The organism is Paraburkholderia sp. SIMBA_053 (assembly GCF_046534895.1).
Lineage (GTDB): Bacteria > Pseudomonadota > Gammaproteobacteria > Burkholderiales > Burkholderiaceae > Paraburkholderia > Paraburkholderia caledonica.
In genome coordinates, this window is sequence record NZ_JAWRXU010000002.1 from 332,819 (window position 1) to 358,062 (window position 25,244).

Genomic DNA, 25,244 nt, shown 5'->3' on the forward strand with positions numbered 1-25,244 from the left:
GGCGTGCCTTGCCCGTTTGCATCGCAGAATGCTTCTGCGGAAACAAAAAACCCACGCAAATGCGTGGGTTTTTTATTAGCTGACGTGTGGTAGAAGGCGCGTGTTCAGTGGGGCGCAAGCGCTTCGTCCACTGAACACAGAGACTTTTACTTTTGCTTCAACTTCGCGAATGCCGCAGCCATCGCGCCGCCTGCTTCCGGTTCGCGTGAGCGCTGTTGCGACGCGCCGCGTCCATTGCCACCCGAGCGGCCAAAGTTGCCGCGATCCTGCTGCGCACCGCCGCCACTGCGGGCCGCCGCCGCGCCGAATTCGTCGTCGAGGCGCATGGTGAGCGCGATACGCTGACGCTTCACATCGACTTCGAGCACCTTGACCTTGACGATCTGTCCGGCCTTGACGACCTCGTGCGGATCCTTGATGAACTTCGTCGACATTGCCGACACGTGTACGAGCCCATCCTGATGTACGCCGATGTCGACGAACGCACCGAACGCCGCGACGTTCGTGACGACGCCCTCGAGCACCATACCCGGCGTCAGATCGCTGACTTTTTCGACGCCTTCACGGAATGTAGCCGTCTTGAACTCCGGGCGCGGATCGCGGCCCGGCTTTTCGAGTTCGAGCAGAATGTCACGCACGGTCGGCAGGCCGAAACGTTCGTCGACGAATTCGCCTGGCGACAAGCCGCGCAGCGCATCCCGATTGCCGAGCACTTCACCAACGTGCTTGTTGATCTTCGCGAGGATCCGTTCAACGACCGGGTACGCTTCCGGGTGCACGGACGAGCGGTCGAGCGGGTTTTCGCCGTTGTTGATGCGCAGAAAACCTGCAGCCTGTTCGAACGTCTTGTCACCCAGACGCGGCACCTTGCGCAGATGGTCGCGCGATGGGAACGGACCGTTTGCATCGCGATAATCGACGATGTTGCGAGCCAGCGTGGCGTTCAGCCCGGACACGCGCGCGAGCAGGGCGACCGACGCCGTGTTCGCGTCAACGCCCACGGCGTTCACGCAGTCTTCGACGACCGCGTCGAGCGAGCGCGCGAGTTCCCGCTGATTCACGTCGTGCTGGTATTGCCCGACGCCGATTGCCTTCGGCTCGATCTTCACGAGTTCGGCGAGCGGGTCTTGCAACCGCCGCGCGATCGACACCGCGCCGCGCAGCGACACGTCCATGTCGGGGAATTCCTTCGCGGCCAGCTCGGAAGCGGAATACACCGACGCGCCGGCTTCGGACACGACGATTTTCTGCAGCTTGAACTCCGGATGGCGCGCAATGAGTTCGCTCGCGAGCTTGTCCGTTTCCCGCGACGCCGTGCCGTTGCCGATGCTGATCAACTCGGCCTGCGTCTGCGCGCAGATGCGCGCGAGTTTGGCAATGGAGCCGTCCCAGTCGCGGCGCGGCTCATGCGGATAGATCACGTCGGTGACGAGTACCTTGCCGGTTCGATCCACCACCGCGACCTTCACGCCGGTGCGCATGCCCGGATCGAGGCCGATCACGGCCTTCGGTCCCGCGGGTGCGGCCAGCAGCAGGTCCTTGAGATTGCGCGCGAATACGCGAATCGCTTCGTGCTCGGCTTCGTCGCGCAGGTTGGTCAGCAGTTCGTTTTCGATGTGCGGCTGAACCTTCACGCGCCAGCACCAGCGGCACACGTCGGAAAGCCACTTGTCGGCCGGCCGGTTCTGATTGGCAATACCGAAGTGACGTGCGATCAGCGCTTCGCCCGGATGGGGCACCTGTGCGTCGAGTTCTTCGCCGAGACCCAGCTTGACCATCAGCACGCCCGCATTGCGGCCGCGGAAAAGCGCGAGCGCACGATGCGACGGCACCGTGCGAATCGTTTCCGCATAGTCGTAATAGTCGCGAAATTTCTCTTCTTCAGCGGTTTCCTTGCCTTCGACCACTTTCGACGACACCACGCCCTGATTGAACAGGTAATCGCGCAGTTTGCCGAGCAGATCAGCGGTTTCGCCGAATTGCTCGGAGAGGATGTCGCGGGCGCCGTCGAGTGCGGCCTTGACGTCGGCGACGCCTTTCTCCGCGTCCACGTACGCGGCGGCTTCCGTTTGCGGGTCGAGCAGCGGATTGCCGAGCAGCGCGTCGGCGAGCGGCTGCAGGCCGGCTTCGCGGGCGATCTGCGCGCGAGTGCGGCGCTTCGGTTTATATGGGAGATACAGGTCTTCGAGCACCTGCTTGCTGTCGGCGCCTTCGATCGCGTTGCGCAGCTCGTCGGTGAGCTTGCCCTGTTCGTCGATGCTCGCGACGATCGCCGCGCGCCGGTCTTCCAGTTCGCGCAGATACAGCAGGCGTTCTTCGAGATTACGCAACTGCGTGTCGTCGAGATTGTCGGTCACTTCCTTACGGTAGCGGGCGATGAACGGAACAGTCGCTCCTTCGTCGAGGAGTTGCACCGCGGCCGCGACCTGGCGCGGCTGTACGGACAGTTCGGCGGCGATGCGCTGTACGATCTTGAGTGCTACGGTTTCCGTCATAAGCTCTTGGGTTTCCTGCGGACTCGGTCAAGGGCCGTGCGCCGGCGGCGCCTTGCGGCGCCGGGCACGCAGTGCGTGCGCGCTGCGACCAGGTTGCTAGAGCGGGGCATTTTGCCACAAATGCCAAAGGGCTCAACCGCCGGGGGTGATAGAATTTCGGGCATGTTCCGTTGCCCCTCTACGACGTTGCCAATCTCCTTTTCTTTCAACCGCCTGGGCTCGAACCCGGTCTCCCGTACGCCACATTTGCCGCTGTCCGCAGTGCGCTGGCCGTTCACGTTGCGTGGACGGGTGACGCGCGGCGTCGAAGCGAGCGCGCTGGTTTCGGGCAGAGCGTTCGCGGTGTCGTGTGCGGCGTGTGTGATGGCTGCCGCGCTCGCGTTATCGGCGCCTGCTTCGGCGCAATCGGTGGCGCCTGAAAGCGGCGCTAGTGCGCCTGCCGGAAAGCCCGCGGGCTCGGTGACCCGAGGCGCAGCGTCGGCGGATCAAGGCAATGGCGTCAGTGGCGAAGCGGATGGCTCAGTGAATGCCGGAGCTGATAGCACAGCGAGCGGCGACAGCGCCACTTCTGGAGAGAGCGAGTTCGACGCGCGGCAGAAGGTGCTGAACCAGCGCAGCGACGAAAACAACTACCGCTATGGCGTCGCCGAGCATAATTGCTACAGCACGTTCTTCGTCAATCACTGCTTGAACAAGGCACGCGATCAGATGCGCACCGTACAGGCGCAGATCCGCAAGGAACAGCTCGCGTTGGACGGCGAAGAGCGCGCGCAACGTGCCCGCAAACGTGACGAGCAGGCGGAGCTCAAGCGCGCGCAGGAGGAAGCTGGCGCGCCGCAGCGCGCCGCCGAAGACGCGCGCAACGCCCAGGCTTATGAAGAGAAACAGCGTCAACATCAGTTGAACGAGGCACAGCGCAATGCAGAGGCGCCGCAGCGCGCCGCGAACGCGCAGGCCTATGAGGAAAAGCAGCGCCAGCACGCGATCGACCAGGCGAAGCGCGGCATCAGCCCGTCGAAGGCCGCGGCCAATCAGCAGGCTTACGATCAGAAGCAGGCCGACTTCCAACGCAAGCTCGACGAAGCTCGTCAGCAGGGCGCGCAGAAGGCTCAGGAACGCGTAGAGAAGCAGCAGAGCTTCGAGAAAAAGCAGGCCGAAGCGGCTCAGCACAAAGCCGACGTCGAGGCGCGCCAGAAGCAGGCAGCCGAAAAAGCGGAGCAGAAACGTCAGGACCAGTTGAAGCAGCAGAAGCAACTCGAAGAGCAGCAGAAGCAGCAACAGTAAGCTGCGCGCGACGTAGCGCTCGTGTGGCGGGCGCCTGCGCGGTTGTAGTATCGAAGTAGTGCACGCATCGGTGCAGGTAGTCGTAGCGCGTTTTAAGCCGGACAGCAACCTCAGGCAACGGGCTGAACATGGCGAACATGCAGCCCACGCAATAGTCGAGCGGAGGCGAGCATGCGCGATCAACATCACGTCATCAACGCGGACACACTTCGCGACCGGATTCTGCAACTGGAATCGGAGCACAGTGGGCTCGACCGTTTGATCGGCCGAATGTCGGATGAGCCCGGCATCGACGACTTCGAGTTGCAGCGCCTGAAAAAGCGCAAACTCAAGGTCAAGGACACCATCATCTTGCTGCAATTGCAGCTCGAACCGGACGTACGCGCCTGAGTTCGCGGCCTGGCAGGCGCCGGGCGCGCGCCGCGCGAGCCGGATTTTGCAGGAAACGCTTGCCTTGAATTCACCGCTTGAAACTTCCCGCCGCGCGTCGGCCGCCGACGAGGCATCACAAACCGGCACACCCGCGCCGCGTCCCGCCGCGTCCGCGCTGAGCGCATCGCTCAATCCACGCCGCGCCGCGGAGCTCAACGAGATCTTCGCCGATAACGGTTTATTGGCCAGGCAAATCGACGGCTATCGCTCGCGCGCGTCGCAGATCGAAATGTCGCGCGCCGTCGCGGCCGCGATGGAAGCGTCGGGCCGCGCGATGCCCGAGCCCGCCATGTTCGAGGCGCAAAAGCGTCCGGCGCGGCGCCTGCAAACGGGCGCCGCCGAGACCGCAGCCGACACGGTAGAAGCCGACGAAGCGCAGGCCCTGGACGGCGGCGAGAACACGCTGATCGTCGAGGCAGGCACGGGTACCGGCAAAACCTATGCGTATCTTGTGCCGGCCATGTTGTGGGGCGGCAAGGTGATCGTTTCGACGGGCACCAAGCACCTGCAGGACCAACTCTTTCAGCGCGATATTCCGACCGTGCGCGACGCGCTTGCGGTGCCGGTGTCGGTCGCCATGCTCAAAGGCCGCGCGAACTATCTGTGTCATTACTATCTGCAGCGCACGGCGGATAACGGCCGTTTGCCGTCGCGACAGGAAACGTCGTATCTGCAGGACATCGTCCGGTTTGCAAAGATCACGCGCACGGGCGATAAGGCTGAGCTCGCGAGCGTGCCGGAAACCGCGGCGGTGTGGTCGATGGTCACGTCCACGCGAGATAACTGTCTCGGCCAGGAGTGTCCGCATTACAAGGACTGCTTCGTAATGCAGGCGCGCCGCGAAGCGCAGCAGGCCGACATCGTGGTGGTCAATCACCACCTCTTTTTCGCCGACATCATGTTGCGCGATACCGGCATGGCGGAGCTGCTGCCTACGGCCAACACGGTCATCTTCGACGAAGCGCACCAGCTTCCCGAAACCGCCACGCTGTTTTTCGGCGAGACGCTTTCCACCGCGCAGTTTCTCGAACTTGCACGCGATTGCGTCGCCGAAGGTTTGGGTCATGCACGTGACGCAGTCGACTGGGTCAAACTCGGCTCCACGGTGGAACGCGCCGCGCGTGACGTGCGGCTCGCGTTCAAGGAAGACTCGGTGCGTTTGTCGATCGGTCAGTTGCCGGACGATCATCCGTTGTTTGATGCGCTCGTAGCGCTCGAAACCGAACTTGACGCGCTGACTTCCGCGCTTGCAACGCAAGCCGAACGCGCCGAGTCGATCGGCGCGTGTCTGCGCCGCGCACGCGAGCTGCAGGGCGTGCTCGCCGGCTGGACGACGCCGCCTACCGAGCTGGAACGTCAGACGGTCGATGCGGCTCAGAACGGCTCCGCAGAAGGCAAGAGCGAGCGTGCCGATCCTAACGAGAAGGTGCGTTGGATCGAAGTATTCGCGCATACCGTGCAGTTGCACGAAACGCCGCTCTCGGTCGCGCCGATCTTCGCCAAGCAGCGCGCAGGTGTTCCGCGTGCGTGGATCTTCACGTCGGCCACGTTGTCGGTGCGCGGCGATTTCACGCACTACGCCGCGCAAATGGGACTCAACGCCAAACGTTCTATGACGCTGCCGAGCCCGTTCGACTACCCGTCGCAAGGGCTTCTGTATGTGCCGCGCAATTTGCCGCAACCGTCGTCACCGACATTCACCGACGCTGTGTTCGACGCAGCCTTGCCGGCGATCGAAGCGTCTGGTGGAGGCGTATTCATGTTGTGTACGACGTTGCGCGCCGTGGACCGAATCTCCGCCAAGCTGCGAGATGTGATCGAAGCGCGCGGCTGGAACTATCCGCTGCTCGTGCAGGGCGACGCAAGCCGCACGGAATTGCTCGACCGCTTCCGTGCTTATGGCAACGCGATTCTGGTGGGGAGTCAAAGCTTCTGGGAAGGTGTCGACGTGCGTGGCGACGCGCTGTCGCTCGTCGTCATCGACAAGCTGCCGTTTGCGCCGCCTGACGATCCGGTTCTGTCGGCGCGTCTCGACGCGCTGACGAAGAAAGGTCTGAGCCCATTTGCGGTTCATCAACTGCCCCAAGCTGTTATTACGCTGAAGCAGGGCGCCGGCCGACTGATCCGCGCGGAAACCGACCGTGGCGTCTTGATGATCTGCGACACGCGTCTTGTTGATAAACCTTATGGACGCCGAATCTGGCAGAGCTTGCCGCCGTTCAAGCGCACACGTGAAATCGAGGTGGTGCGTGAGTTTTTCGAGGAGAGCGGCCAGGCTGCTCAATAGCCGCGCTTCAATAGCTGCGCTTCAAAGCCGAATGTCGTTGCGATAACCGGCTTCGATTGCGCTAATGCTTTAACGAAATCGGCGCCTGAATGACAAAACGCCACGGACGTGAGCCCGTGGCGTTTTGTTTTACTGCTCGGGAAACCGAGACGATTTCCCGATGCAGTTTTCGCCCTAAGGCGAACCCTACGCGACAGCTTACTGGCTTGCGCCCGAAGCCGGAGCAGCAGCCGAAGCAGCAGCGCCTGCGTCCGAAGCAGCGGTCGTAGCCGAAGCAGCAGCGTCGCTCGCAGCAGCAGCCGCACCCGAAGCAGCAGCAGCCGAATCCGAAGCTGCAGCAGCAGCCGGTGCCGAAGCGGCAGCTGCGTCGCTAGCCGGGGCAGCGGCTTGGTCGTTGCTCTTGTTGCATGCAGCCAGTGCCACAGCTGCCAACAGGGATGCTACGAGGAGGGATTTCTTCATGATCACGTCCTTTTATGGTTAAAGGTAAGCAACAGCGCAAAATAATACCGGTAATGTGCTCCAACACCGACCTGGGCCGCTGGTGGAGACGCTCTTTTGACGAGCAGGAATCTTCCCTACGGCTTGGGCGGAAATTATATGCACTTTCGTACTGACAATCCATAAATCCGGGGTCAATACGTTGTCTTTCTCATACAAAATTTCAATGTACTGTGTATAACAGACACGCGAGGCTAGGCAAGCTCGCCCATCCGCATCCAGCCCGCACAATACCACTCGTGTAGCCGTGCTGTCACCGACGAATCGTGTGAGAGTGTTACAAAGCGTTTCGCACTCAGACACCGGTGATCGGCGAGATCAAATAACCATTTTTTCGCGCCGTCGATCGACATTTTCTCTCCATTTACGAAGAAAAAACGGCGGTTGTACAACATATTCGTCTTGCGGTCGAGTCGCACACCTAAGCGCGACGCCTGGCTAATGAAACGTGCTTCGTTGAGCGGCCTTTGCGGCGGATCGAAGACGACACTCGGCTTGGGTTCGCTGAGGTACGTGCCAAGGAACGACGCAATGTCCTGCTCATTCCATTTGATGCCAGCAAGGATTGCGCCAACGCGTTCGACCAGCGCGGCAGGCAGTTCCGCCGGCCGGTCCACAGCAGGTTGCTGTGGGTCGCGGTAAAGCGCTCCCGTCTGACCGTTTTCTTCGCCGCGCTCGGCCAGATGGTAGAGAAACTGGGCCGTCAGCTCACCGGTTGACGGCGCGCGAAAGCCGATCGAGCACGTCATGCACTCGCCTTCGGCGACGCCGTCGTGCGCAATGTGCGGCGGCAGATACAGCATGTCGCCCGGCTCGAGCACCCACTCCTGTTCCGCTTCGAAGTTCTGTAAAACTTTCAACGGCAGTCCTGCCTGCAGCGTCAGATCTTTCTGCGAACTGATGCGCCAGCGCCGCTTGCCTTTTACTTGCAAAAGAAACACATCGTAGGAATCGAAGTGCGGGCCTACGCCGCCGCCGTCTGTCGCATAAGAGATCATCAGATCGTCCAGACGCGCATCGGGGACGAAGCGGAAGCGGTCCAGCAGGGCCCGCGCGCGATCGTCGTAGAGATCGACGCCCTGCACGAGCAGTGTCCACGCGCGCTGCTTCAGCGACGGCAGTTCGTCCGGCGCAAACGGTCCGTGTTCAAGCTGCCACTTATTGCGAAAGTGAGTGATGAGGCGTGCTTCGACGTCGTCCTGGTCCGCCAGTTCGAAGAACTCGTCGCGCGAGAGCGGCGACTCGACATCAGGAATTGCCTGGCGGATCAATAGAGGCTTTTTCTGCCAGTACCGGCGCATGAATTGCGACGGCGAAAGGTTGCCGAGCAATGGCGTGGGTGTGTCGGGCGAAGGCGGAAGAATCGCGGTAGCCGGCTTTTTAGCCGATGACGAATTGCGTGCCGAAGCTGCTTCGGCCGGGTGGTCAGTGGGCCGCTTGGGCATCGTATAATGTGAGTTGTATTCTGGAGAATCGAATGAAAATCGCAAAGAACACCGTCGTGTCGGTCGCCTACAAGCTGTCGGATGCGCAGGGCAATCTGATTGAAGAGAGCGACGAGCCGATGGTCTATCTGCACGGCGGCTATGATGGCACGTTCCCCAAGATCGAGGAAGAGCTCGACGGCCATGAGGCCGGCTTCGAGACCCAGATCCAGCTCGAGCCGCAAGATGCATTCGGTGAGTACGATCCGGACCTCGTGAAGATCGAGCCGCGTAATCGCTTTCCGGAACCGCTCGAGGTCGGCATGCAGTTCGAAGGCACGCCGGAAGAGGGCGACGAAGACCTCGACTCGCTCGTCTACGTCGTGACCGACGTTGCCGAAGACAAAGTCGTGCTCGACGGCAACCATCCGCTAGCCGGCATGGCGCTGCGTTTTGCGTTGACGGTCAAAGACGTGCGTCCCGCGACCGAAGACGAAATCCAGCATGAACACGCGCATGGCGCCGACGGCCTCGAAGTTCTCGACGAAGACGACGAGGCAGACGACGAAGGCGGCAAGTCAGGGCCCACGCTGCACTGAGCTTGCGGGCGCGCCGGGAGTGCCGAGGGTACCTGAAGCACCCGGCGCCCCCGTAGCCCCCGGCATGCGTGGCTGCGCGGACGGCACCGTTTGTGCAGGCGGAACCGACGTAGCGGGTCCGTATCCGCCGCCGCCCTGATCGGCTGGAATGCGCGGCAACTGGTCGAGTTGCTGAAAGTCCGGTTGCGGCTGGCCGGGCGTTTGAATTAGCGGCGGCAAGTCCGAGGCCGGTCCAAGCGACGGCACGGCCGGCATCGAGGCGGCGGGCTCGTCCCGCAGCAACGGGGGCTGTGCCGTGGGCATGGGCATTTGCCGCGGTACGTCGCGCACAGTCACACGAAACGGCGGCTTTCTTCCCAAGTCCGCTTCTATCTGAATCCACTGGTTGAGGCGATCATGCGGCGCAAGCGCGACACGCGTGAGGTTCGTCACCAGGTTCCCCTTGTCGTTGCGTAGCGGCTGATCGATCACGAAGCCCGCGCTTGCGCGTTCGTCGTCGGTGTGGATGACGAGCACCGGGCCGGGAAAGATCTGAGCGAGCTTCACGAGGCTGCGCTTGAACTCCAGAAATCCGTCGCGGCGCGGATTGTGCCCGAACCGCAGCCAGGCGAAACGCTCGGGCCGTTCATAGCGCTCGGGATCGGGATCGCCCTGAATGAACACGACTATCGCGCGCGCGTCGCGTCGCTTCGCAAATTCGCCGGCATGTTCGAGCCAGAACGCATTGGCGATCACCCGGTCCTCGAACTCGCCGTTGCGACCGCCGGCGGTCAGATAATGATTGTTCGGACTCGGCACGTTCAGCCCGACGAACACGGTGTCTCCTGCTTGCCAGCGCACGTTTTCCCGATACGGACGAAAGCGCGATACCTCGCTCTCTCGCGTCAACGCGATCGGGTTCTGACCCATCGAGCTCGCGTCGCTAAAGAGCGTCTGGCGAAGCTGGTCGAGCCGTTCGACCGGATCGAAACCGCCTGCCTGCGCGCTCGCGCAATCGATCCAGTCATGCTGACCAGGAATGAAAAACAGAGCGGGCCGCGACGTTTCCAGCACTGCATGCCGCCGTTCATACAGCGCATCGCGGCAGGCTTCTTTCGGGCCCTTCAGATTGCCGTCGTACACGATGAACGACAGGCCGCGCTCCCGGCCGATTGCATCGATTAGCCGCTGGGTCGGCGCTTCGTCGGCGGGACTTTGCATGGTGTTCGCGATGACCGCGAAACTGTAGCTGGGCGCTGCCGCATACGCCCCCGATGCGGGCAACAAGACAGCAAAGACAGACGCGAAAACGGCGGCGAACCGCCGGCCGCACGCTCGCGTGAAGGCCATAGCCAATTCCGCGCCGGGTCGGCGCGGACGTCGCGCAAGACAGCGGCGTGCGTCAGTGATCGGCATCCGGCGCTGCGGCCAGCTCGTGCAGTTCATACAGCAGATCGAGCGCTTCTCGTGGCCGCAGATCGTTCGGATCGATGCCGCGCAGACGCTCGACGAGCGCTGTCATTGCAGGCGATTGCGAAGGCGTTTCACTGCCAGCACGTTCGTCGTCCGCATCTTCGAGCAACATCGGCAACGGCGCGGCGAACAGATCGAGTTGCGGAGTGGGCTGCGCCGCCGACTGCTGTTCCAGGTGTGCGAGATGCTTGCGCGCCGCGCGAATCACCGCGTTCGGCACGCCGGCGAGCTGCGCGACCTGCAAGCCGTAGCTCTGGTTCGCCGGACCTTCGTTGACGGCGTGCAGGAACACGATGCCGTGTCCGTGTTCGACCGCCGACAGGTGCACGTTGGCCGCTTGCGGAAATTCGGCGGGCAACTGTGTCAGCTCGAAATAATGTGTCGCGAAAAGCGTATGGCAGCCGTTGTGCGAAAGCAGATGCCGCGCGATCGCCCATGCGAGCGCGAGACCGTCGAAGGTAGACGTGCCGCGGCCGATCTCATCCATCAACACGAGGCTTTGCGGCGTCGCGTCGTTCAGGATCGCGGCGGCTTCAGTCATTTCCACCATGAACGTCGAACGTCCGCCGGCGAGATCGTCCGCTGCGCCGATGCGCGTGAAAATGCGATCGATTGGGCCGAACGCCGCGCGCCGTGCGGGCACGTAGCTGCCCACATACGCGAGCAACGCGATCAGCGCCGTCTGACGCATAAAGGTCGATTTACCGCCCATGTTGGGGCCGGTGATCAGCAGCAGCTTGCGCTCGGGCGTAAGCGTGCAGTCGTTCGCGATGAATTGCTCGACCTGCGCTTCGACAACCGGATGACGCCCCTGTTCGATTTCGATGCCTGCGTTCGGCGAGAAGCTCGGCGCAACCCAGTCGAGTGCGCGGGCACGTTCGGCAAAAGCGGTCAGCAAATCGAGCTCCGCGAGTGCAGACGCGACGCGCTGGCAATCCGGAATCAACGGCAGCAGCGTCTGCAACAGCGCGTCGTAAAGCGAACGCTCGCGGGCAAGCGCCCGTTCCTGCGCGGAGAGCGCCTTGTCTTCGAACGTTTTCAGTTCCGGCGTGATGTAGCGCTCGGCGTTCTTTAACGTCTGACGGCGGCGATAGTCGTCCGGCACCTTGTCGGTCTGACCGCGCGTGACCTCGATATAGAAGCCGTGCACTTTGTTGTATTCGACGCGCAGATTGCCGATGCCAGTGCGCGCGCGTTCACGCGTTTCGAGATCGATCAGGAACTGCCCGCAGTTCTCCGAAATATCCCTGAGCTCGTCGAGCTCCGCATCGTATCCGCGCGCGATGACACCGCCGTCTCGCACCATGGCGGCCGGCTCCGGTGCAATAGCGCGCGTGAGCAACTCGGCGCAAGCTTGCGGCGGTTCGAGCGACGCGTCGATGCGAGCGAGCGAATCCGCATTCGATGAAACAGCCGCCACCTTCGCGCGAAGCTCGGGCAGCGCGGCGAAGGTGTCGCGCAAGCTCGACAGATCGCGGGGCCGCGCGGAAAGCAGCGCAAGCCGTCCGGTGATTCGCTCGATGTCCGAGATATGTCGCAGTGCGCTGCGCAGCGAGTCGACGTCCGCACCCGCGGGCGCCTCGAGCAACGCGCCGATAGCCTGCTGACGCGACTGCGCGACGAGCGGGTCGCGCGGCGGATGATGCAGCCAGTGCCGCAGCAAGCGGCTGCCCATGGTCGTGCAGCACGTGTCGAGCAATGAGCACAGCGTGGGCGACTCTGTGCCGCGCAGCGTCTGCGTAATTTCCAGGTTGCGCCGCGTGGCGGGGTCGAGGCCGATATATTCGGACTCGTATTCGACCTTCAGGCTGCGCACGTGCCGCAGTTGCTGACCTTGCGTGGCCGCCGCGTACAGCAGCAACGCGCCGGCCGCGCCGCATGCGCAAGTGAGTGAATGCGCGCCAAAACCGTCGAGGCCCGCTACTTCGAGTTGATCGCACAGACGTTGCGTGCCGGAGGCGACATCGAAATGCCAGGCGGGCACGCGAGTCAGTGCGCGCGCGCCGGTGGGCGGTGTCCAGCTCGCGGAATCCGCAGCGGTGTCGGCAACCAGAATTTCCGCAGGGCCGATCCGTTCGAGCGCCGCGGCCACCTGATCAGGTGCGACTTCCGCGAGCCGCAATGCGCCGCTCGCGAGATTCAGCCATGCGAGGCCGACCCCCGTCGCGACGCCGCGACGGTTGTGCGCGACGCACATGGCGAGCAGAAAGACGTCGCTTTTGTCCGACAGCAGCGCGGCGTCCGTTAGCGTGCCCGGCGTGACGACGCGCACTACCTTGCGCTCGACTGGACCTTTAGACGTGGCCGGGTCGCCGATCTGCTCACAAATAGCGACGGATTCGCCGAGCTTTACCAGCTTCGCAAGATACTGTTCGACCGCGTGATGCGGCACGCCCGCCATCTTGATCGGATTGCCCGCCGACGCGCCGCGCTGCGTGAGCGTGAGATCGAGCAGACGTGCGGCTTTTTCCGCGTCTTCGAAAAAGAGTTCGTAGAAGTCGCCCATCCGGTAGAACACCAGCGTGCCCGGATGCTCCGCCTTGATGCGCAGGTACTGCTGCATCATTGGCGTGTGTTGTGCGACGTCGCTGGCCGCTGCGGTTTGAGTGCCCATCCTCGGTATCTTTTTGCGTTAGCTGTTCAGGGCGTGAGTTTAACCCGCCGACGCGGCGAGCGGACCCTGGCCGGATGGCCAACCCACGCTGTCACGCCGATTGCTCGGGCCGCGAGCACAGGCAAGCATATTCCGGGCAAACGCAGGCTCACACCGGCACACCCTGGCGCAGCAAACCCGTGCACACGTCCGCGACATGCACGGATAACTTCCCGCTGGTGCAGACGTCACTCTTCGAGTAGCGCGCGCATATCGGCGGTGCGTTCGTTGGCCGCGCTGCGCCGTTTCGCGAGCCACATCATGAACGTGATGAACGCGCCGAACACGACGATGATCCATTGCGCGGGCATCTTCGCGGTGAGCAGCAGCGCGTACGCGCCGAGCATCAGCAGCACGGCCAGGTTTTGATTGAAGTTCTGCACCGCAATCGAGTGGCCGGCAGACAGCAGCGTCGCGCCGCGATGCTGAAGAATCGCGTTCATCGGCACGATGAAAAAGCCGGACAGCGCGCCGAGCAGGATCATCAGCGGATAGGCGAGAAGGATATAGGCCGGTGCGACATATGACCCGATGTGGACGCCGGCGTCGGCGGGAAACAGGTTCTTGTTGTAGAACGCCATTGCAATCGCCACTGCGCCGGTGACGATGCCGACCGGCAGCACCTTGAGCGAACGGCGCAGCGGAATCAGCGCGGCCGCCGCTGCCGCGCCGACGGCAATGCCCAGACCGGTGACGCCCTGCATGACGGCCGCTTTCGAGAGCGACAAGCCGAGGTTCACATTGGCCCATTTCAGCACGAGCAATTGCAGCGTCACGGCTCCGCCCCACATGAGCGTCGTCACCCATAACGCGATCTGTGCGAGTTTGTCGGCCCACAGCACGTTAAAGCAATGATAGAAGTCGCCGACGAGCTTCGTCGGTTCTGACAGGCGGTTCGGATAACGGGCGCCGGTGTCGGGAATGAACACGTTGATGCCCGCGGCGATCGCATAGGTGAGCATCACGGCGAACATCGCAAGATCGGCCGATGAGCGGATCAGCGGCAGATGAGCATGTGCAACGAATTTATCGGCAAGTGTGCTGATGAGCGCACCGCCCACCATCGTGCCGACGATCGTCGACAGCACGGTCGCCGATTCCAGCCATGCGTTTGCCTTGACGAGTTTTTCGGCCGGCAGCAGCTCGGTGAGAATGCCGTACTTCGCGGGTGAATAGGCGGCCGCGCCGAAGCCGACCACGCCATAGGCGATCATCGGATGCACGCCTACGATCATCATCAGACAGCCGCTCGCCTTCAGCGCGTTCGAGATGAACATCACGTGGCGCTTTTGCATGGAGTCCGCAAACGCGCCGACGAAGGGCGCGAGCAGCACGTACGAGACGGTGAAAAAAATCTGCAGCAACGGCGTGACCCACGCGGCCGACCGGATCACCGACAACAATGCGATGGCGGCGATCAGCAGAGCATTGTCCGCCAGCGACGAAATGAACTGCGCCGCGATAATTGTGTAGAAGCCTTTTTTCATGAAGCGGATGGGAAGCTGCGCGCTAGCCTTAGGCGCAGAGAAAGGCGCAAACGAGGCGCGCATGCGGGCGCAGCGTGGAACGCGAAATGCAGCCGGCGAGAGAGGTGCGCCGGCGCGGCTTCCCGCTTTGTAGCACGAACGCTCGCACGATGCAGGCGCGCCAACGAAAAAGCGGCCGAAGCCGCTTGTCGTGATTCTGCTCGCTGCGATTTCTAGCTCGCTCGATTCGCTCCCTGCGTTGCCGCAGGATTCAAAGGACCGCGCGAGCCGGTTGCAACCTCTGTATGCCGCGAAACGGACAACGACCGAGCCTCGCTATGCGCTGTTAAGCCGCTTGCTGGCGCGTGCGGCTGTAGCGCGACAGGATCGGCACCATCTGCGCGTAGATCTTCGGATTGCCGGCGACAATTTCGCCAACGTGCAGGAATTCGGAGTCGCCGGTGTAATTGCCCACCAGACCGCCGGCTTCCGTAATCAGCAGGCTGCCCGCGGCGACGTCCCACGGGTTCAGGCCTTGCTCGAAGAAGCCGTCCATGCGGCCCGCGGCGACGTTCGCGAGATCGAGCGCGGCGGCGCCCGGACGGCGCAGGCCCGCGCACGCTTGCGTCATTTCCGCGAACTGGCGGCCATACGCTTCGAGGCCGTCGGTTTCGCGGAACGGAAAGCCGGTGCCGATCAGGCCGTCGGCCAGCCGGTCACGCTTGGCGACGCGAATGCGGCGGTCGTTCAGGAACGCGCCGCGGCCACGCGAAGCTGTGAAGAGGTCGTTGCGGGTCGGATCGTAGACCACGGCCTGCGTCACGATGCCCTTGTGAGCCAGCGCGATCGACACGCAGTAGTACGGGAAGCCGTGAATGAAGTTGGTGGTGCCGTCGAGCGGATCGATGATCCACTGGTACTCGGACTCGTTGTCCGACTTGCCGGATTCTTCGGCGAGGATCGCGTGATCGGGATAGGCGGTCTTCAGCGTGTCGATGATTGCAGCTTCAGACGCTTTGTCGATCTCCGTGACGAAATCGTTGTGCTGTTTCTTGCTGACCTGAATCAGATCGAGGTCGAGCGACGCGCGGTTGATGATTTGAGCTGCGCGGCGCGCGGCCTTGACAGCGATATTGAGCATGGGATGCATGGATTGATCCTTGTGCCGGGGCAGCACGGCTGCTTGCCGGTGAATGGCGCTACGCGCACACTAATTGACGCCCTCGATGAGGCGCAGAAACAGCACGGAATGCTCGCCCGGCACGTGACCGGTACGCATTCCGCCAACGGAGACGAATTGAATAAGAACGAAGCGCCCGGTTTTGCTGATTGCATGCACTGACCGTGCCGGACGCGAATCGCGATATTTTACCTCAGTCCGCAGGTCGCGGCAGCGTTCGAGGCGGGCAGGGCCGTCGTGCGCATTTCAATGGGCGAGCGGCGTGGGACGTGACAAGCGATGCGACGTGCCATATGACGGGCAACGCGGCGCATGCCATCACGTGCCATCGCGTGCAACATCGCAGGTATTTCGGTGTATCCCTGCGTTGGCGCTACCATACGCGTTCTTTCGTTAGCAGAATTTCACCGTGGACCACACCCACCATTCCTCCGATCCCGCCGTGGCAGACCTACGCGGCGGCTTCACCTCCACGCGCTTCGTGCTCGTCGAACCGAGCCATCCGGGCAACGTCGGTGCCGCCGCTCGGGCGCTCAAAACCATGGGTTTTTCGCGGCTCGTCCTGGTCTCGCCCCGTGTGCCGAATGTGCAGAGCGATCCGGAAGCCATCGCAATGGCAAGCGGCGCCGACGACGTGCTCGCCACGGCCCATGTCGTGCCGACGCTTGGCGATGCACTCTCCGGCGTGCATTGGTCGATCGCGCTGACCGCGCGGCAACGCGAATACGGTCCTCCACAATGGACGCCCCGCGCAGCCGCAAGTCTCGCGCGCGACGAGGCGTTGCACGGCGAGATCGCGCTCGTGTTCGGCAACGAGCGCACTGGCTTATCGAATGAAGACGTCGAGCGATGCAGCGCGCTTGCGCACATTCCCGCCAATCCCGCCTACAGTTCGCTCAACCTTGCACAAGCGGTGCAGGTGTTGGCGTACGAGTTACGCATGATCTATCTGACGAGCGGCGCCGACTCAACCGCGCCTGCCATGCGTGCGCCGCAAATGTCGGCCGCATCTGCCGAGCCGGCAGGCGCGCGTGCTGCGAGCAATGAAATTGAAAGCATGTTTGCGCACCTTGAAAGCGCGCTCGTCGCAATCGAGTTTCTCGACCCCGCGAATCCGAAGAAACTGATGTCGCGCTTGCGGCGGCTCTTTGCGCGCTCGGGCCTCGAGCGGGAGGAAGTCAATATCGTGCGCGGCATCGCCAAACACATCCTCCTGAAGACGGGCCACAAGGACGGTGGCTCGCAGTAGCGCGGCGCGCCAGCTGTACGAGCGGCAGGTTGGCGGCGCTCGACTAACACGACGACCTTTTGCGCTACATGGACTTCCGGCAGGTTTTCGGGAACCGTCCTACAATCCTCCAGACGTTCTAAGCAAAGCTGCCGCGCTGCTATGCGGCGCTCCTGCACGCGCAATGCGGTTAGCGCATGCGGTCTCTATCCCACACAACACAGTCCCTGCCATGTTCACGAGACTTCGCGAAGACATTGCCACGATCCGCGAGCGCGATCCCGCTGCCCGCAGTGCCTGGGAGGTGCTCACGTGTTATCCGGGCTTGCACGCGCTGGTGCTTCACAGGCTCGCGCACGCATGCTGGCAGGCGCGGCGCCGCTGGCTCGCGCGTTTCGTCTCGCAGATGGCGCGCTTCATGACGGGCATCGAAATTCATCCGGGGGCGACGGTCGGGCGTCGTGTGTTCATCGATCACGGCATGGGCGTGGTGATCGGCGAGACCGCACAGATCGGCGACGATTGCACGATCTATCAAGGCGTGACGCTCGGCGGCACATCGCTCACGCGCGGCGCAAAACGTCATCCCACGCTTGAGCGCGGCGTGATCGTCGGTGCGGGCGCGAAGGTTCTCGGCGGTTTTACGATCGGCGCGGACGCGAAGATTGGATCGAATGCAGTGGTGACTAAGCCCGTGCCGGCTGGCGGCACTGCTGTGGGCAATCCGGCGAGAGTCATCGTGCCTGCGGCGGCTTCGACTGCTGCCGCGGCCGCTGCGGCTTCGGTCGTCGCGAAAGCGGCCGCCAGTGCGGGGGGCAACGGGGTTGATAGCGCGGCTGTGAATGCGGCTGTCAATGCGCCTATCGACGGCGTCGCGAGTGCGGCTCTTGACCCTGCAACGAATGAACCTGCTTCCGCTAACGACACAACGCGTGAGAGCGGCAAGCTCGCTGTCGAGCGTAGCGGCTTCTGCGCATACGGGATCACGCCGAATGCCGACGATCCCGTGTCGCTGGCCATTCATGGGCTCATCGATCATGCGGCCACGCAAGCGAAACGCATCGACGAAATCGTGATGGCGCTCGAGCATCTCGGCACCAGTCTCGAAGGACTGCAAGGCGCCGACGCAGCACTGCTGGATTTGCGGCGCCTGTCCGCGGCCATTGCGGGCAAGCTTGATGGAGCAGTGGTGGGGCGTTGATCCGATCGGTGACGGATCAGTAGTGACGCCGCTGTGCGCAATGCGCGGCGGCCCTAATCTTGCATCGCGCTCAATCGAGCGGCAACGCGCGAATTCCCTCGGCGTCGATACGCAGATAGCCGCCGCGCCGTTCGCCATGATCCAGATCCCAGTCCGGCAGTACCCAGCGTATTCCGCCGGGCTCGCGATGACGAGCAGGGCGGTGCGTGTGCCCGTGAATCATCGTTGCCGCTTTCGACCATTTGAATAACGACGCGACGCCTTTCGGCGTCACGTCGTATTTCAGCGAGACAGGCCGCGAGCGGCCATGCTCGCTCTTCGACCGCATGTTTTCCGCGAGTGCCTGACGCCACGAAAACGGCGACGCGAGAAACAGCATCTGCGCGAGACGATTGCGCGCGAAGCCACGGAAGATCTGATAACCGCGATCGGCGGTGCACAGGCGATCGCCGTGCGCGAGCGCGATGCGCGTGCCGAATGCGGTGATTACGAAAGGATCGGGTAGCCAGATTGCGCCGGCCGCTCTCATGAAGCGCTTGCCGAGCAGAAAATCGCGATTGCCATGCATGATGTAAAGCGCAATACCGCGCTCGGTCAGCGTGTGCAAAAGAGCGGCCATGCGCGCGACGAACGGCTCGACGAGCATGTCGTCGCCTATCCAGTATTCGAACAGATCGCCGAGAATGAAAACGGAATCCGCCTGGTCGGCTGTGACCCGAATGAAGTGTTCGAACGCGGCGACCGTGCGCGGAATCGCCTCGCTCAAATGAATGTCGGAGAGAAACAAAAACGGGCGTGCGGCGTGCGGGCGTTTGCCCTCGCCAGGCACGCCCGCGGCGACGCTTCGCAGCGGCGTTTCTTGCAGCATTGAAGGTGCCTGAGTCTGGTCTTTATAGTGTGAGCGCGCCTGCGACCGGCAATCAGTCGACGATCACGGCCTTTTCGATCACGACGTCGTCAACCGGCACGTCCTGATGAAAACCCTTCGAACCCGTCTTGACCTTCTTGATCTTTTCGACGATGTCCATGCCTTCGACCACCTTGCCGAACACGGCATAGCCCCAGCCTTGCGGTGTGGGCGACGAGTGGTTCAGGAAGTCGTTGTCGTTCACGTTGATGAAGAATTGCGCGGTTGCCGAATGCGGGTCGTTGGTGCGAGCCATCGCGACGGAACCGTTCACGTTCTTCAGACCGTTGTTCGCTTCGTTGTTGATCGGCTCGGCCGTCGGCTTCTGCTTCATGCCCGGTTCGAAGCCGCCGCCCTGAATCATGAAGCCGTCGATCACGCGGTGGAACACCGTGTTGTCATAGTGGCCGGCCTTCACGTAGTTGAGGAAGTTCTCAACCGACTTCGGCGCTTTCTCGGCGTCCAGTTCGAGTTTGATGACGCCGTGGTTCGTATGCAGTTCAACCATGATGGAATCCTTTGATGAACAGGGTGGGTGAAAGAGGCGCGGTGAGCCGCCGTGTGCATTCATGCGCTTGCGTGCGTTTTGCGTACGTTTCATGCATTCGACTGCGGGCCGCGCCGGGGCGTGATCTGACGCTTGCGTGAGCGTACCGTGTTCCGTTAGTGCTGTTGTACTGTCGTTGTACTGCTATTTGCTGCTGACGACGCTAGCCGATTCGATCACCACCGGCTTCTGGGGTACGTCGCCCATCGGGCCGCGCGTGGTGGTCGGCGTGCCTTCGATCTTCTTCACGACCTCCATGCCGCTCGTGACCTTGCCGAACACTGCGTAGCCGTTGCCATCCGGATTCGGGTAGTCGAGGCCGGCGTTGTCCACCGTGTTGATGAAGAACTGCGCAGTGGCCGAATTCGGATCGCTGGTGCGCGCCATGGCCAGTGTGCCTGCCATGTTCTTCAGACCGTTGCGGCTTTCAAGCGGAATCGGCGCGCGCGTGGGCTTTTCAGCGAAGCTTTGCGTATAACCGCCGCCCTGAATCATGAAGCCGCGAATGACACGATGAAAGATCGTACCGCTGTACTGACCGGACTTCACATAGTCGAGAAAGTTAGCGACTGTCTTGGGCGCTTTCTCAGGATACAACTCGACGCGAATATCGCCTTCCGACGTCTTGAGGAGGACGGACGGATGCGCGGCTTGCGAACCGGACTGCGCAGACGCCGGTGCGTTTGCGATCAGGGCGGCGCTGCCGAGCGCCAACATCAACCATTTCATGAAGATCCTCAGGGTTGGAAAAAACGTATGGCCGCGAAGGTGGCGGCTTTATTGCGAGGGCGCCATGTAAGGCGGCATGGCGAGCGAGCCGTTTGCGCCGCCGTACTGGAAGCTCGGCGTTTGCGTCATGTTCGCGGTGGCCCGTTCCGTGTAGTTCTCTTGCACTGCAGCGGCTCGCTTGGTCGACTTGCCCGTTTTGGGCGGCGACACGATCTTCTGGATGTCGGCGAGGCGCTGCGTGGTCGTGGCGCTTGCCTTGCCGAGGCTCTGCGCGCGCCGGTACGCTTCGTTGGCCATGCGCAGGTAGAGGTCGCCCAGGTTCTCATAAGCGAGGCCGTAACCAGGGTTCACCTTGGTCGCGGTTTCGAGCGCCGCGCGCGCTTCCACATAACGGCCGTGCTTCGCGTACAGCGCGGCGAGATTGTTATACGGCTCGGGCAACTCGGGATACAGCTGCGTGAGCTCGGTGAACGCGGTGATCGCTTCTTCGTCGCGATTCAGATGCGCGAGCACCGTGGCGCGCTTGAACTTGGCCTGCGCGTCGCGCGGGTTCGTGGCGATGCGCGCGTCGAGCTGCGTCAGCGAGGCTTGCCAGTCTTTCTGTGCGATGGATGCGTCGATTTCCGGCGTGTTGTCGCGCACTGCGGGACCTTGCGACACGGTCGGCGTTTTCTGCGCGAACGCTGCGGCGCCCGGCACAATGCCGAGGGCGACAGCCACGGTAAAGCGCAGCGTGACGGCGCGTGCAAGGCTGCGTGCAACGTCACGCGCAATGCCGCGGCGGGCGCTGCCCACGGGGCTCTCGAAGGCCGTCGCGGCAAGGGTCGCAGCGCTGCGCGCGCGGCCGCTGGAAGGTTTCATAGGCTCGGGTCTGGATGTTATACTCCGAGCCATTCTAACAAAAGGTCTGCGCGTTCCGTCGAACCGCCGGCTGTCTTTTCACCACTCGTGGTCGTCTCCGCCTTGATAGCAGTCTGACCGCCGCACCAGGTGCACCGGTTTGCTGCCGTGCGTGTTTTAACAGTCGGGCGACAGCCGGACATAGCCAGACTCAGTCGGGTAATAGTCAAGCAGCAGTCAAGCAACAGCCCGGCTTGGAGTCAGGTAATAGTCAGGCAACAGTTCGTCCCGGCCGTCTTGTGTTTGCGGGACGGCACGCACGAAACACATTGCGGATTTCTTTCGGCCCACGCACCGTTCTCTATGGAATCACTGCGCATCTACAACACGCTCGCGCGTGACAAGCAAACTTTCGTGCCCCTGCAAGCAGGCGTCGTGCGGATGTACGTCTGCGGGATGACCGTGTACGACTATTGTCACATCGGTCATGCGCGCGTGATGGTCGTATTCGACATCGTGCAGCGGTGGTTGCGCACGCTCGGCTACGACGTAACGTACGTGCAAAATATCACGGACATCGACGACAAGATCATTCGCCGCGCCGTCGAAAACGGCGAGACGATCAAGTCGCTGACCGACCGCTTCATCCATGCATTGCATGAAGACGCGGACGCGCTCGGCATCGAGCGGCCCGACATCGAGCCACGCGCCACCGACTTCATTCCTCAGATGCTCGGCATGATCGAGAAGCTCGAAGCGAACGGCTACGCGTATCAGGCGAGCGATGGCGACGTGAATTACGCGGTGCGCAAGTTTGCGGGCTACGGCAAGCTTTCCGGCAAGTCGCTGGAAGATTTGCGCGCGGGCGAGCGCGTTGCCGCAAACGACGCGAAAGAAGACCCGCTCGACTTCGTGTTGTGGAAGCAGTCGAAGGCCGGCGAGCCCGCCGACACCGGCTGGGATTCGAAGTATGGCCGTGGCCGTCCCGGTTGGCATATCGAATGCTCGGCTATGGGTTGCACGTTGCTTGGCGAGCGCTTCGACATTCATGGCGGCGGGCAGGACTTGCAGTTTCCGCACCACGAAAACGAAATCGCGCAAAGCGAAGCGGCTACCGGTCAGACCTTCGTGAATTACTGGATGCACAACGGCTACGTGCAGATCGACAATGAGAAGATGTCGAAGTCGTTGAATAATTTCTTCACGATTCGCGAAGTATTGGCGCAGTACGATGCCGAGGTCGTGCGTTTTTTCATCGCACGCGCGCATTACCGCTCGCCGTTGAATTACAGCGACGTGCATATCGACGATGCCCGCAACGCCCTCGGCCGTTTGTACACCGCGCTCAAGGACGTCACGCCGGACGGCGCCGCGCTCGACTGGAACGAAATGCATGCCCAACGTTTCCAGGCAGCAATGAATGACGACTTCAACACGCCGGTTGCAGTGTCGGTGTTGTTCGAGTTGGCAACTGAAGTAAATCGCACGCGCGACCCCGCGCTGGCCCGTCAATTGCGCTCGCTCGGCGCGGTGCTCGGGTTGCTCGGGCGCGAGCCGCGTGCATACCTGCAGCAGGCAGCGGGCGCCGCGGTACAGGGCGCGCTGGACCCCGCCGCGATCGAAGCGAAGATCGCCGAGCGCGTGGCCGCCAAGCAGGCGAAAGACTATGCGGCAGCAGACCGGATCCGGGCCGAATTGCTCGAGGCCGGCGTTGCACTTGAAGACAAACCCGGCGGGTTGACCGAGTGGCGGCGCGTGTGAGCGCACCTCGTACTTCCCTCTGAACGACTCGCCAGGCAGGAGGCAGGATGGCAACGGCCACGAAGACGCCGGCTAAACGAGCCACGTCTCAAACAAACGCAGCAGCCGCACCGAAGTCGACTCGAACGTCGGCTCGCACGGCAAGCAGCGCGGTGAAAGCGGCATCGTCGAAAGGCGCGGCCGGCGCGTCGAAAAAGACCGCGGTCAAGCGTGCGCTCAACGGCACGTCCGCGCACGCGCCGGTTGCGAAACGCGGGAAAGCATCGTCCGGCAGAACGTCGCGCTCGAATAGCGGCAGCAGCAACGGCGCGTTGCCCGCAGAACTTGCAGGCGACGTGCAGGAAATCGCACGCGTCGCGAAGGCTCAAGAGGGTGAGGGAGGCGAGATCGTGCGCAAGACGCGTGCGTCGTCCGCGGCGGGCGGCGAAGCGGCGAGCGCAAGCGAAGTTGCGGTGCCGGTGCAGATCGGCGGCCTCGCGCCCGAAGTGACGCGTCCTGACTACTGGGACAAGGCGTGCGCCGATCTCGTCAAGCGCGATCGCATTTTGAAGAAGCTGATTCCGAAGTTCGGTCCGGTGCACCTTCTGAGTCGGGGCGACCCGTTCGTCACGCTCGCGCGCTCGGTCGTCGGTCAGCAGATTTCGGTGGCGTCCGCACAGGCCGTGTGGGCGAAAGTCGCGGCCGCATGTCCGAAGCTCGTGCCGCAGCAGTTCATCAAGCTGGGGCAGGAAAAGCTGACTGCCTGCGGCTTGTCGAGGCGCAAGGCGGAGTACGTGCTCGATCTCGCGCAGCACTTCGTTTCCGGTGCGCTGCACGTCGGCAAGTGGAGGTCGATGGAAGACGAGGCGGTGATCGCCGAACTCACGCAGATTCGCGGCATCGGCCGCTGGACCGCGGAGATGTTCCTGATCTTCAACCTGTCGCGTCCGGACGTTCTGCCGCTCGACGACCTCGGTCTGATTCGCGCGATCAGCGTCAATTATTTTAGCGGCGAGCCCGTCACGCGCAGTGAAGCGCGCGAGGTCGCAGCGAACTGGGAGCCGTGGCGCACCGTCGCCACCTGGTACATGTGGCGTAGTCTTGACCCATTGCCGGTCGACTACTGAAACAATAGAAGCGATGCCGCTTTGCAGCTATCAATTGTTGGATTTTGATAGTTGCGAAGTGGTTTAGACATCGGCGAGCGCGGTTAGAATACGCGCTGCCGGTAAGTCCAAGGATTAAAACCAATGAAGACCACCTTTCTGGATTTCGAACAGCCGATCGCTGAACTCGAAGCAAAGATCGAAGAATTGCGCTTCGTGCAGGACGATTCGGCCGTCGATATTTCGGAAGAGATCGAGCGGCTGTCCAAGAAAAGTCAGCAGCTCACCAAAGATCTGTACGCGAACCTCACGCCGTGGCAGGTTTCGCAAATCGCCCGACATCCGCAGCGCCCGTACACATTCGACTATGTGAACGAGCTCTTCACCGATTTCCACGAACTGCACGGCGACCGCCACTATGCGGACGACCTGTCGATCGTCGGCGGCCTCGCGCGTTTCAACGGCCAGGCCTGCATGGTGATCGGTCATCAGAAGGGTCGCGACACGAAAGAGCGCGCGCTGCGCAACTTCGGCATGCCGCGTCCTGAAGGCTATCGCAAGGCCGAGCGTCTGATGCGTCTCGCCGAAAAATTCAGCCTGCCGATCTTCACGTTCATCGATACGCCGGGCGCTTATCCTGGCATCGGTGCCGAGGAACGCGGGCAGTCGGAAGCCATCGGCCGCAACCTGTATGTGATGGCAGAACTGAAAACGCCGCTGATCGCCACGATCATCGGCGAAGGCGGTTCGGGCGGCGCACTTGCTATCGCGGTCGGCGACAGCGTGCTGATGCTGCAATTCTCGACCTATTCGGTGATCTCGCCGGAAGGCTGCGCGTCGATTCTGTGGAAGAGCGCGGCGAAAGCGCCGGAAGCAGCGGAAGCGCTCGGCCTCACCGCGCATCGTCTGAAAGCGCTCGGCCTGATCGACAAGATCGTCAACGAGCCGCTCGGCGGCGCGCATCGCGACCCGAAGGGCATGGCTGCCATGCTGCGCCGCGCGCTTGCCGATTCGCTGCGCCAGTTCCAGGGCATGAGCATCAACGACCTGCGTCAACGCCGTTTCGAACGCCTGATGTCATACGGCAAGTTCAAGGAAACGACGCCGGGCGCCTAAGCCCGCGCGTTCTCTCTTCGTCCATCGGCGCGTGACGCTTTAATACTGCGCTGAACG

The 25,244-nt window shown here is 62.5% G+C and carries 21 protein-coding genes; 10 read left to right on the forward strand and 11 right to left on the reverse strand.

Annotated features, from left to right (window positions below; all coding sequences use genetic code 11):
* Positions 1-146: 146 nt before the first annotated feature.
* Positions 147-2,495 carry a Tex family protein gene (locus SB753_RS08035; RefSeq protein WP_204520551.1) on the reverse strand — a complete coding sequence of 783 codons (2,349 nt, stop codon included), beginning with the start codon at positions 2,493-2,495 and terminating at the stop codon, positions 147-149.
* Between the two features lie 246 nt (positions 2,496-2,741).
* Between SB753_RS08035 and SB753_RS08040 the strand changes: the two genes are divergently transcribed.
* The 3 genes from SB753_RS08040 (at position 2,742) to SB753_RS08050 (ending at position 6,498) form a co-directional block, all read left to right on the forward strand.
* Positions 2,742-3,779, forward strand: coding sequence for a hypothetical protein (locus tag SB753_RS08040; protein ID WP_087751094.1), 1,038 nt, complete (start codon positions 2,742-2,744; stop codon positions 3,777-3,779).
* A gap of 171 nt (positions 3,780-3,950) precedes the next feature.
* Complete coding sequence (locus tag SB753_RS08045) at positions 3,951-4,169, forward strand: DUF465 domain-containing protein (RefSeq protein ID WP_020065556.1); 219 nt, start codon at positions 3,951-3,953, stop codon at positions 4,167-4,169.
* 64 nt (positions 4,170-4,233) lie between these two features.
* Entirely contained in the window at positions 4,234-6,498 is a 2,265-nt protein-coding gene (locus SB753_RS08050) for a helicase C-terminal domain-containing protein (protein WP_410799890.1), read from the forward strand.
* Positions 6,499-6,696: 198 nt separating this feature from the next.
* Here the strand turns inward: SB753_RS08050 and SB753_RS08055 are convergent, their stop codons facing one another.
* On the reverse strand, positions 6,697-6,960 hold the full coding sequence (locus SB753_RS08055) for a hypothetical protein (RefSeq protein WP_084166713.1): 264 nt from the start codon (positions 6,958-6,960) through the stop codon (positions 6,697-6,699).
* Positions 6,961-7,193: 233 nt separating this feature from the next.
* Positions 7,194-8,444, reverse strand: a complete 1,251-nt coding sequence (locus SB753_RS08060; RefSeq protein ID WP_410799892.1) for a JmjC domain-containing protein — start codon at positions 8,442-8,444, stop codon at positions 7,194-7,196.
* Positions 8,445-8,476: 32 nt separating this feature from the next.
* Between SB753_RS08060 and SB753_RS08065 the strand changes: the two genes are divergently transcribed.
* Positions 8,477-9,022 carry a peptidylprolyl isomerase gene (locus SB753_RS08065; RefSeq protein ID WP_020065559.1) on the forward strand — a complete coding sequence of 182 codons (546 nt, stop codon included), beginning with the start codon at positions 8,477-8,479 and terminating at the stop codon, positions 9,020-9,022.
* On the opposite strand, the gene SB753_RS08070 is transcribed toward SB753_RS08065, so the two are convergent.
* The 4 genes from SB753_RS08070 to SB753_RS08085 form a co-directional block, all read right to left on the reverse strand.
* Positions 9,002-10,417, reverse strand: a complete 1,416-nt coding sequence (locus tag SB753_RS08070) for a hypothetical protein (protein ID WP_410799894.1) — start codon at positions 10,415-10,417, stop codon at positions 9,002-9,004. The genes SB753_RS08065 and SB753_RS08070 overlap by 21 nt on opposite strands.
* On the reverse strand, positions 10,404-13,088 hold the full coding sequence (mutS, locus tag SB753_RS08075) for a DNA mismatch repair protein MutS (RefSeq protein WP_410799896.1): 2,685 nt from the start codon (positions 13,086-13,088) through the stop codon (positions 10,404-10,406). The genes SB753_RS08070 and mutS overlap by 14 nt, the downstream gene beginning before the upstream one ends.
* A gap of 227 nt (positions 13,089-13,315) precedes the next feature.
* Complete coding sequence (gene lplT / locus SB753_RS08080) at positions 13,316-14,614, reverse strand: lysophospholipid transporter LplT (protein WP_410799898.1); 1,299 nt, start codon at positions 14,612-14,614, stop codon at positions 13,316-13,318.
* A gap of 325 nt (positions 14,615-14,939) precedes the next feature.
* The gene (locus SB753_RS08085) at positions 14,940-15,743 is read right to left on the reverse strand and encodes an inositol monophosphatase family protein (protein WP_020065563.1); all 804 of its coding nucleotides are present in this window, start codon (positions 15,741-15,743) and stop codon (positions 14,940-14,942) included.
* Between SB753_RS08085 and SB753_RS08090 the strand changes: the two genes are divergently transcribed.
* From SB753_RS08090 to cysE, 3 genes are all read left to right on the forward strand, one after another.
* On the forward strand, positions 15,738-15,935 hold the full coding sequence (locus SB753_RS08090; RefSeq protein ID WP_410799899.1) for a hypothetical protein: 198 nt from the start codon (positions 15,738-15,740) through the stop codon (positions 15,933-15,935). The two genes, SB753_RS08085 and SB753_RS08090, sit on opposite strands and share 6 nt — an antisense overlap.
* Positions 15,936-16,182: 247 nt before the next feature.
* Positions 16,183-17,022, forward strand: coding sequence for an RNA methyltransferase (locus SB753_RS08095; protein ID WP_410799901.1), 840 nt, complete (start codon positions 16,183-16,185; stop codon positions 17,020-17,022).
* Positions 17,023-17,233: 211 nt separating this feature from the next.
* The gene (gene cysE / locus SB753_RS08100; protein WP_410799903.1) at positions 17,234-18,202 is read left to right on the forward strand and encodes a serine O-acetyltransferase; all 969 of its coding nucleotides are present in this window, start codon (positions 17,234-17,236) and stop codon (positions 18,200-18,202) included.
* 70 nt (positions 18,203-18,272) lie between these two features.
* On the opposite strand, the gene SB753_RS08105 is transcribed toward cysE, so the two are convergent.
* The 4 genes from SB753_RS08105 to SB753_RS08120 all read right to left on the reverse strand — a co-directional run bounded on the left by SB753_RS08105 (position 18,273) and on the right by SB753_RS08120 (position 21,246).
* Positions 18,273-19,070 (reverse strand): UDP-2,3-diacylglucosamine diphosphatase, encoded by a 798-nt coding sequence (locus SB753_RS08105; protein WP_087751088.1) that lies wholly within the window; start codon positions 19,068-19,070, stop codon positions 18,273-18,275.
* Positions 19,071-19,122: 52 nt separating this feature from the next.
* Positions 19,123-19,617 carry a peptidylprolyl isomerase gene (locus SB753_RS08110; RefSeq protein WP_020065568.1) on the reverse strand — a complete coding sequence of 165 codons (495 nt, stop codon included), beginning with the start codon at positions 19,615-19,617 and terminating at the stop codon, positions 19,123-19,125.
* A 183-nt stretch (positions 19,618-19,800) separates the two neighbouring features.
* A complete protein-coding gene (locus SB753_RS08115) occupies positions 19,801-20,385 on the reverse strand; it encodes a peptidylprolyl isomerase (protein WP_027775382.1) in 585 nt (194 codons plus the stop codon).
* Between the two features lie 48 nt (positions 20,386-20,433).
* The gene (locus tag SB753_RS08120) at positions 20,434-21,246 is read right to left on the reverse strand and encodes a tetratricopeptide repeat protein (protein ID WP_020065570.1); all 813 of its coding nucleotides are present in this window, start codon (positions 21,244-21,246) and stop codon (positions 20,434-20,436) included.
* Between the two features lie 342 nt (positions 21,247-21,588).
* Here SB753_RS08120 and cysS point away from each other — a divergent pair, with 342 nt between their 5' ends.
* The 3 genes from cysS to SB753_RS08135 all read left to right on the forward strand — a co-directional run bounded on the left by cysS (position 21,589) and on the right by SB753_RS08135 (position 25,187).
* A complete protein-coding gene (gene cysS, locus SB753_RS08125) occupies positions 21,589-22,986 on the forward strand; it encodes a cysteine--tRNA ligase (protein ID WP_408164119.1) in 1,398 nt (465 codons plus the stop codon).
* A gap of 47 nt (positions 22,987-23,033) precedes the next feature.
* Complete coding sequence (locus SB753_RS08130) at positions 23,034-24,092, forward strand: DNA-3-methyladenine glycosylase family protein (RefSeq protein WP_410799905.1); 1,059 nt, start codon at positions 23,034-23,036, stop codon at positions 24,090-24,092.
* Positions 24,093-24,215: 123 nt separating this feature from the next.
* On the forward strand, positions 24,216-25,187 hold the full coding sequence (locus SB753_RS08135) for an acetyl-CoA carboxylase carboxyltransferase subunit alpha (protein ID WP_020065573.1): 972 nt from the start codon (positions 24,216-24,218) through the stop codon (positions 25,185-25,187).
* Positions 25,188-25,244: the final 57 nt, after the last annotated feature.

What these genes read in the sequence shown, in the direction of transcription:
- SB753_RS08035 (WP_204520551.1), bottom strand. Translation starts at nt 2,495, where the DNA reads ATGACGGAAACCGTAGCACTCAAGATCGTACAGCGCATCGCCGCCGAA.
- SB753_RS08045 (WP_020065556.1), top strand. Translation starts at nt 3,951, where the DNA reads ATGCGCGATCAACATCACGTCATCAACGCGGACACACTTCGCGACCGG.
- SB753_RS08055 (WP_084166713.1), bottom strand. Translation starts at nt 6,960, where the DNA reads ATGAAGAAATCCCTCCTCGTAGCATCCCTGTTGGCAGCTGTGGCACTG.
- SB753_RS08060 (WP_410799892.1), bottom strand. Translation starts at nt 8,444, where the DNA reads ATGCCCAAGCGGCCCACTGACCACCCGGCCGAAGCAGCTTCGGCACGC.
- SB753_RS08065 (WP_020065559.1), top strand. Translation starts at nt 8,477, where the DNA reads ATGAAAATCGCAAAGAACACCGTCGTGTCGGTCGCCTACAAGCTGTCG.
- SB753_RS08070 (WP_410799894.1), bottom strand. Translation starts at nt 10,417, where the DNA reads ATGCCGATCACTGACGCACGCCGCTGTCTTGCGCGACGTCCGCGCCGA.
- mutS (WP_410799896.1), bottom strand. Translation starts at nt 13,088, where the DNA reads ATGGGCACTCAAACCGCAGCGGCCAGCGACGTCGCACAACACACGCCA.
- lplT (WP_410799898.1), bottom strand. Translation starts at nt 14,614, where the DNA reads ATGAAAAAAGGCTTCTACACAATTATCGCGGCGCAGTTCATTTCGTCG.
- SB753_RS08090 (WP_410799899.1), top strand. Translation starts at nt 15,738, where the DNA reads ATGCATGGATTGATCCTTGTGCCGGGGCAGCACGGCTGCTTGCCGGTG.
- SB753_RS08085 (WP_020065563.1), bottom strand. Translation starts at nt 15,743, where the DNA reads ATGCATCCCATGCTCAATATCGCTGTCAAGGCCGCGCGCCGCGCAGCT.
- cysE (WP_410799903.1), top strand. Translation starts at nt 17,234, where the DNA reads ATGTTCACGAGACTTCGCGAAGACATTGCCACGATCCGCGAGCGCGAT.
- SB753_RS08105 (WP_087751088.1), bottom strand. Translation starts at nt 19,070, where the DNA reads ATGCTGCAAGAAACGCCGCTGCGAAGCGTCGCCGCGGGCGTGCCTGGC.
- SB753_RS08110 (WP_020065568.1), bottom strand. Translation starts at nt 19,617, where the DNA reads ATGGTTGAACTGCATACGAACCACGGCGTCATCAAACTCGAACTGGAC.
- SB753_RS08115 (WP_027775382.1), bottom strand. Translation starts at nt 20,385, where the DNA reads ATGAAATGGTTGATGTTGGCGCTCGGCAGCGCCGCCCTGATCGCAAAC.
- SB753_RS08120 (WP_020065570.1), bottom strand. Translation starts at nt 21,246, where the DNA reads ATGAAACCTTCCAGCGGCCGCGCGCGCAGCGCTGCGACCCTTGCCGCG.
- cysS (WP_408164119.1), top strand. Translation starts at nt 21,589, where the DNA reads ATGGAATCACTGCGCATCTACAACACGCTCGCGCGTGACAAGCAAACT.
- SB753_RS08130 (WP_410799905.1), top strand. Translation starts at nt 23,034, where the DNA reads ATGGCAACGGCCACGAAGACGCCGGCTAAACGAGCCACGTCTCAAACA.
- SB753_RS08135 (WP_020065573.1), top strand. Translation starts at nt 24,216, where the DNA reads ATGAAGACCACCTTTCTGGATTTCGAACAGCCGATCGCTGAACTCGAA.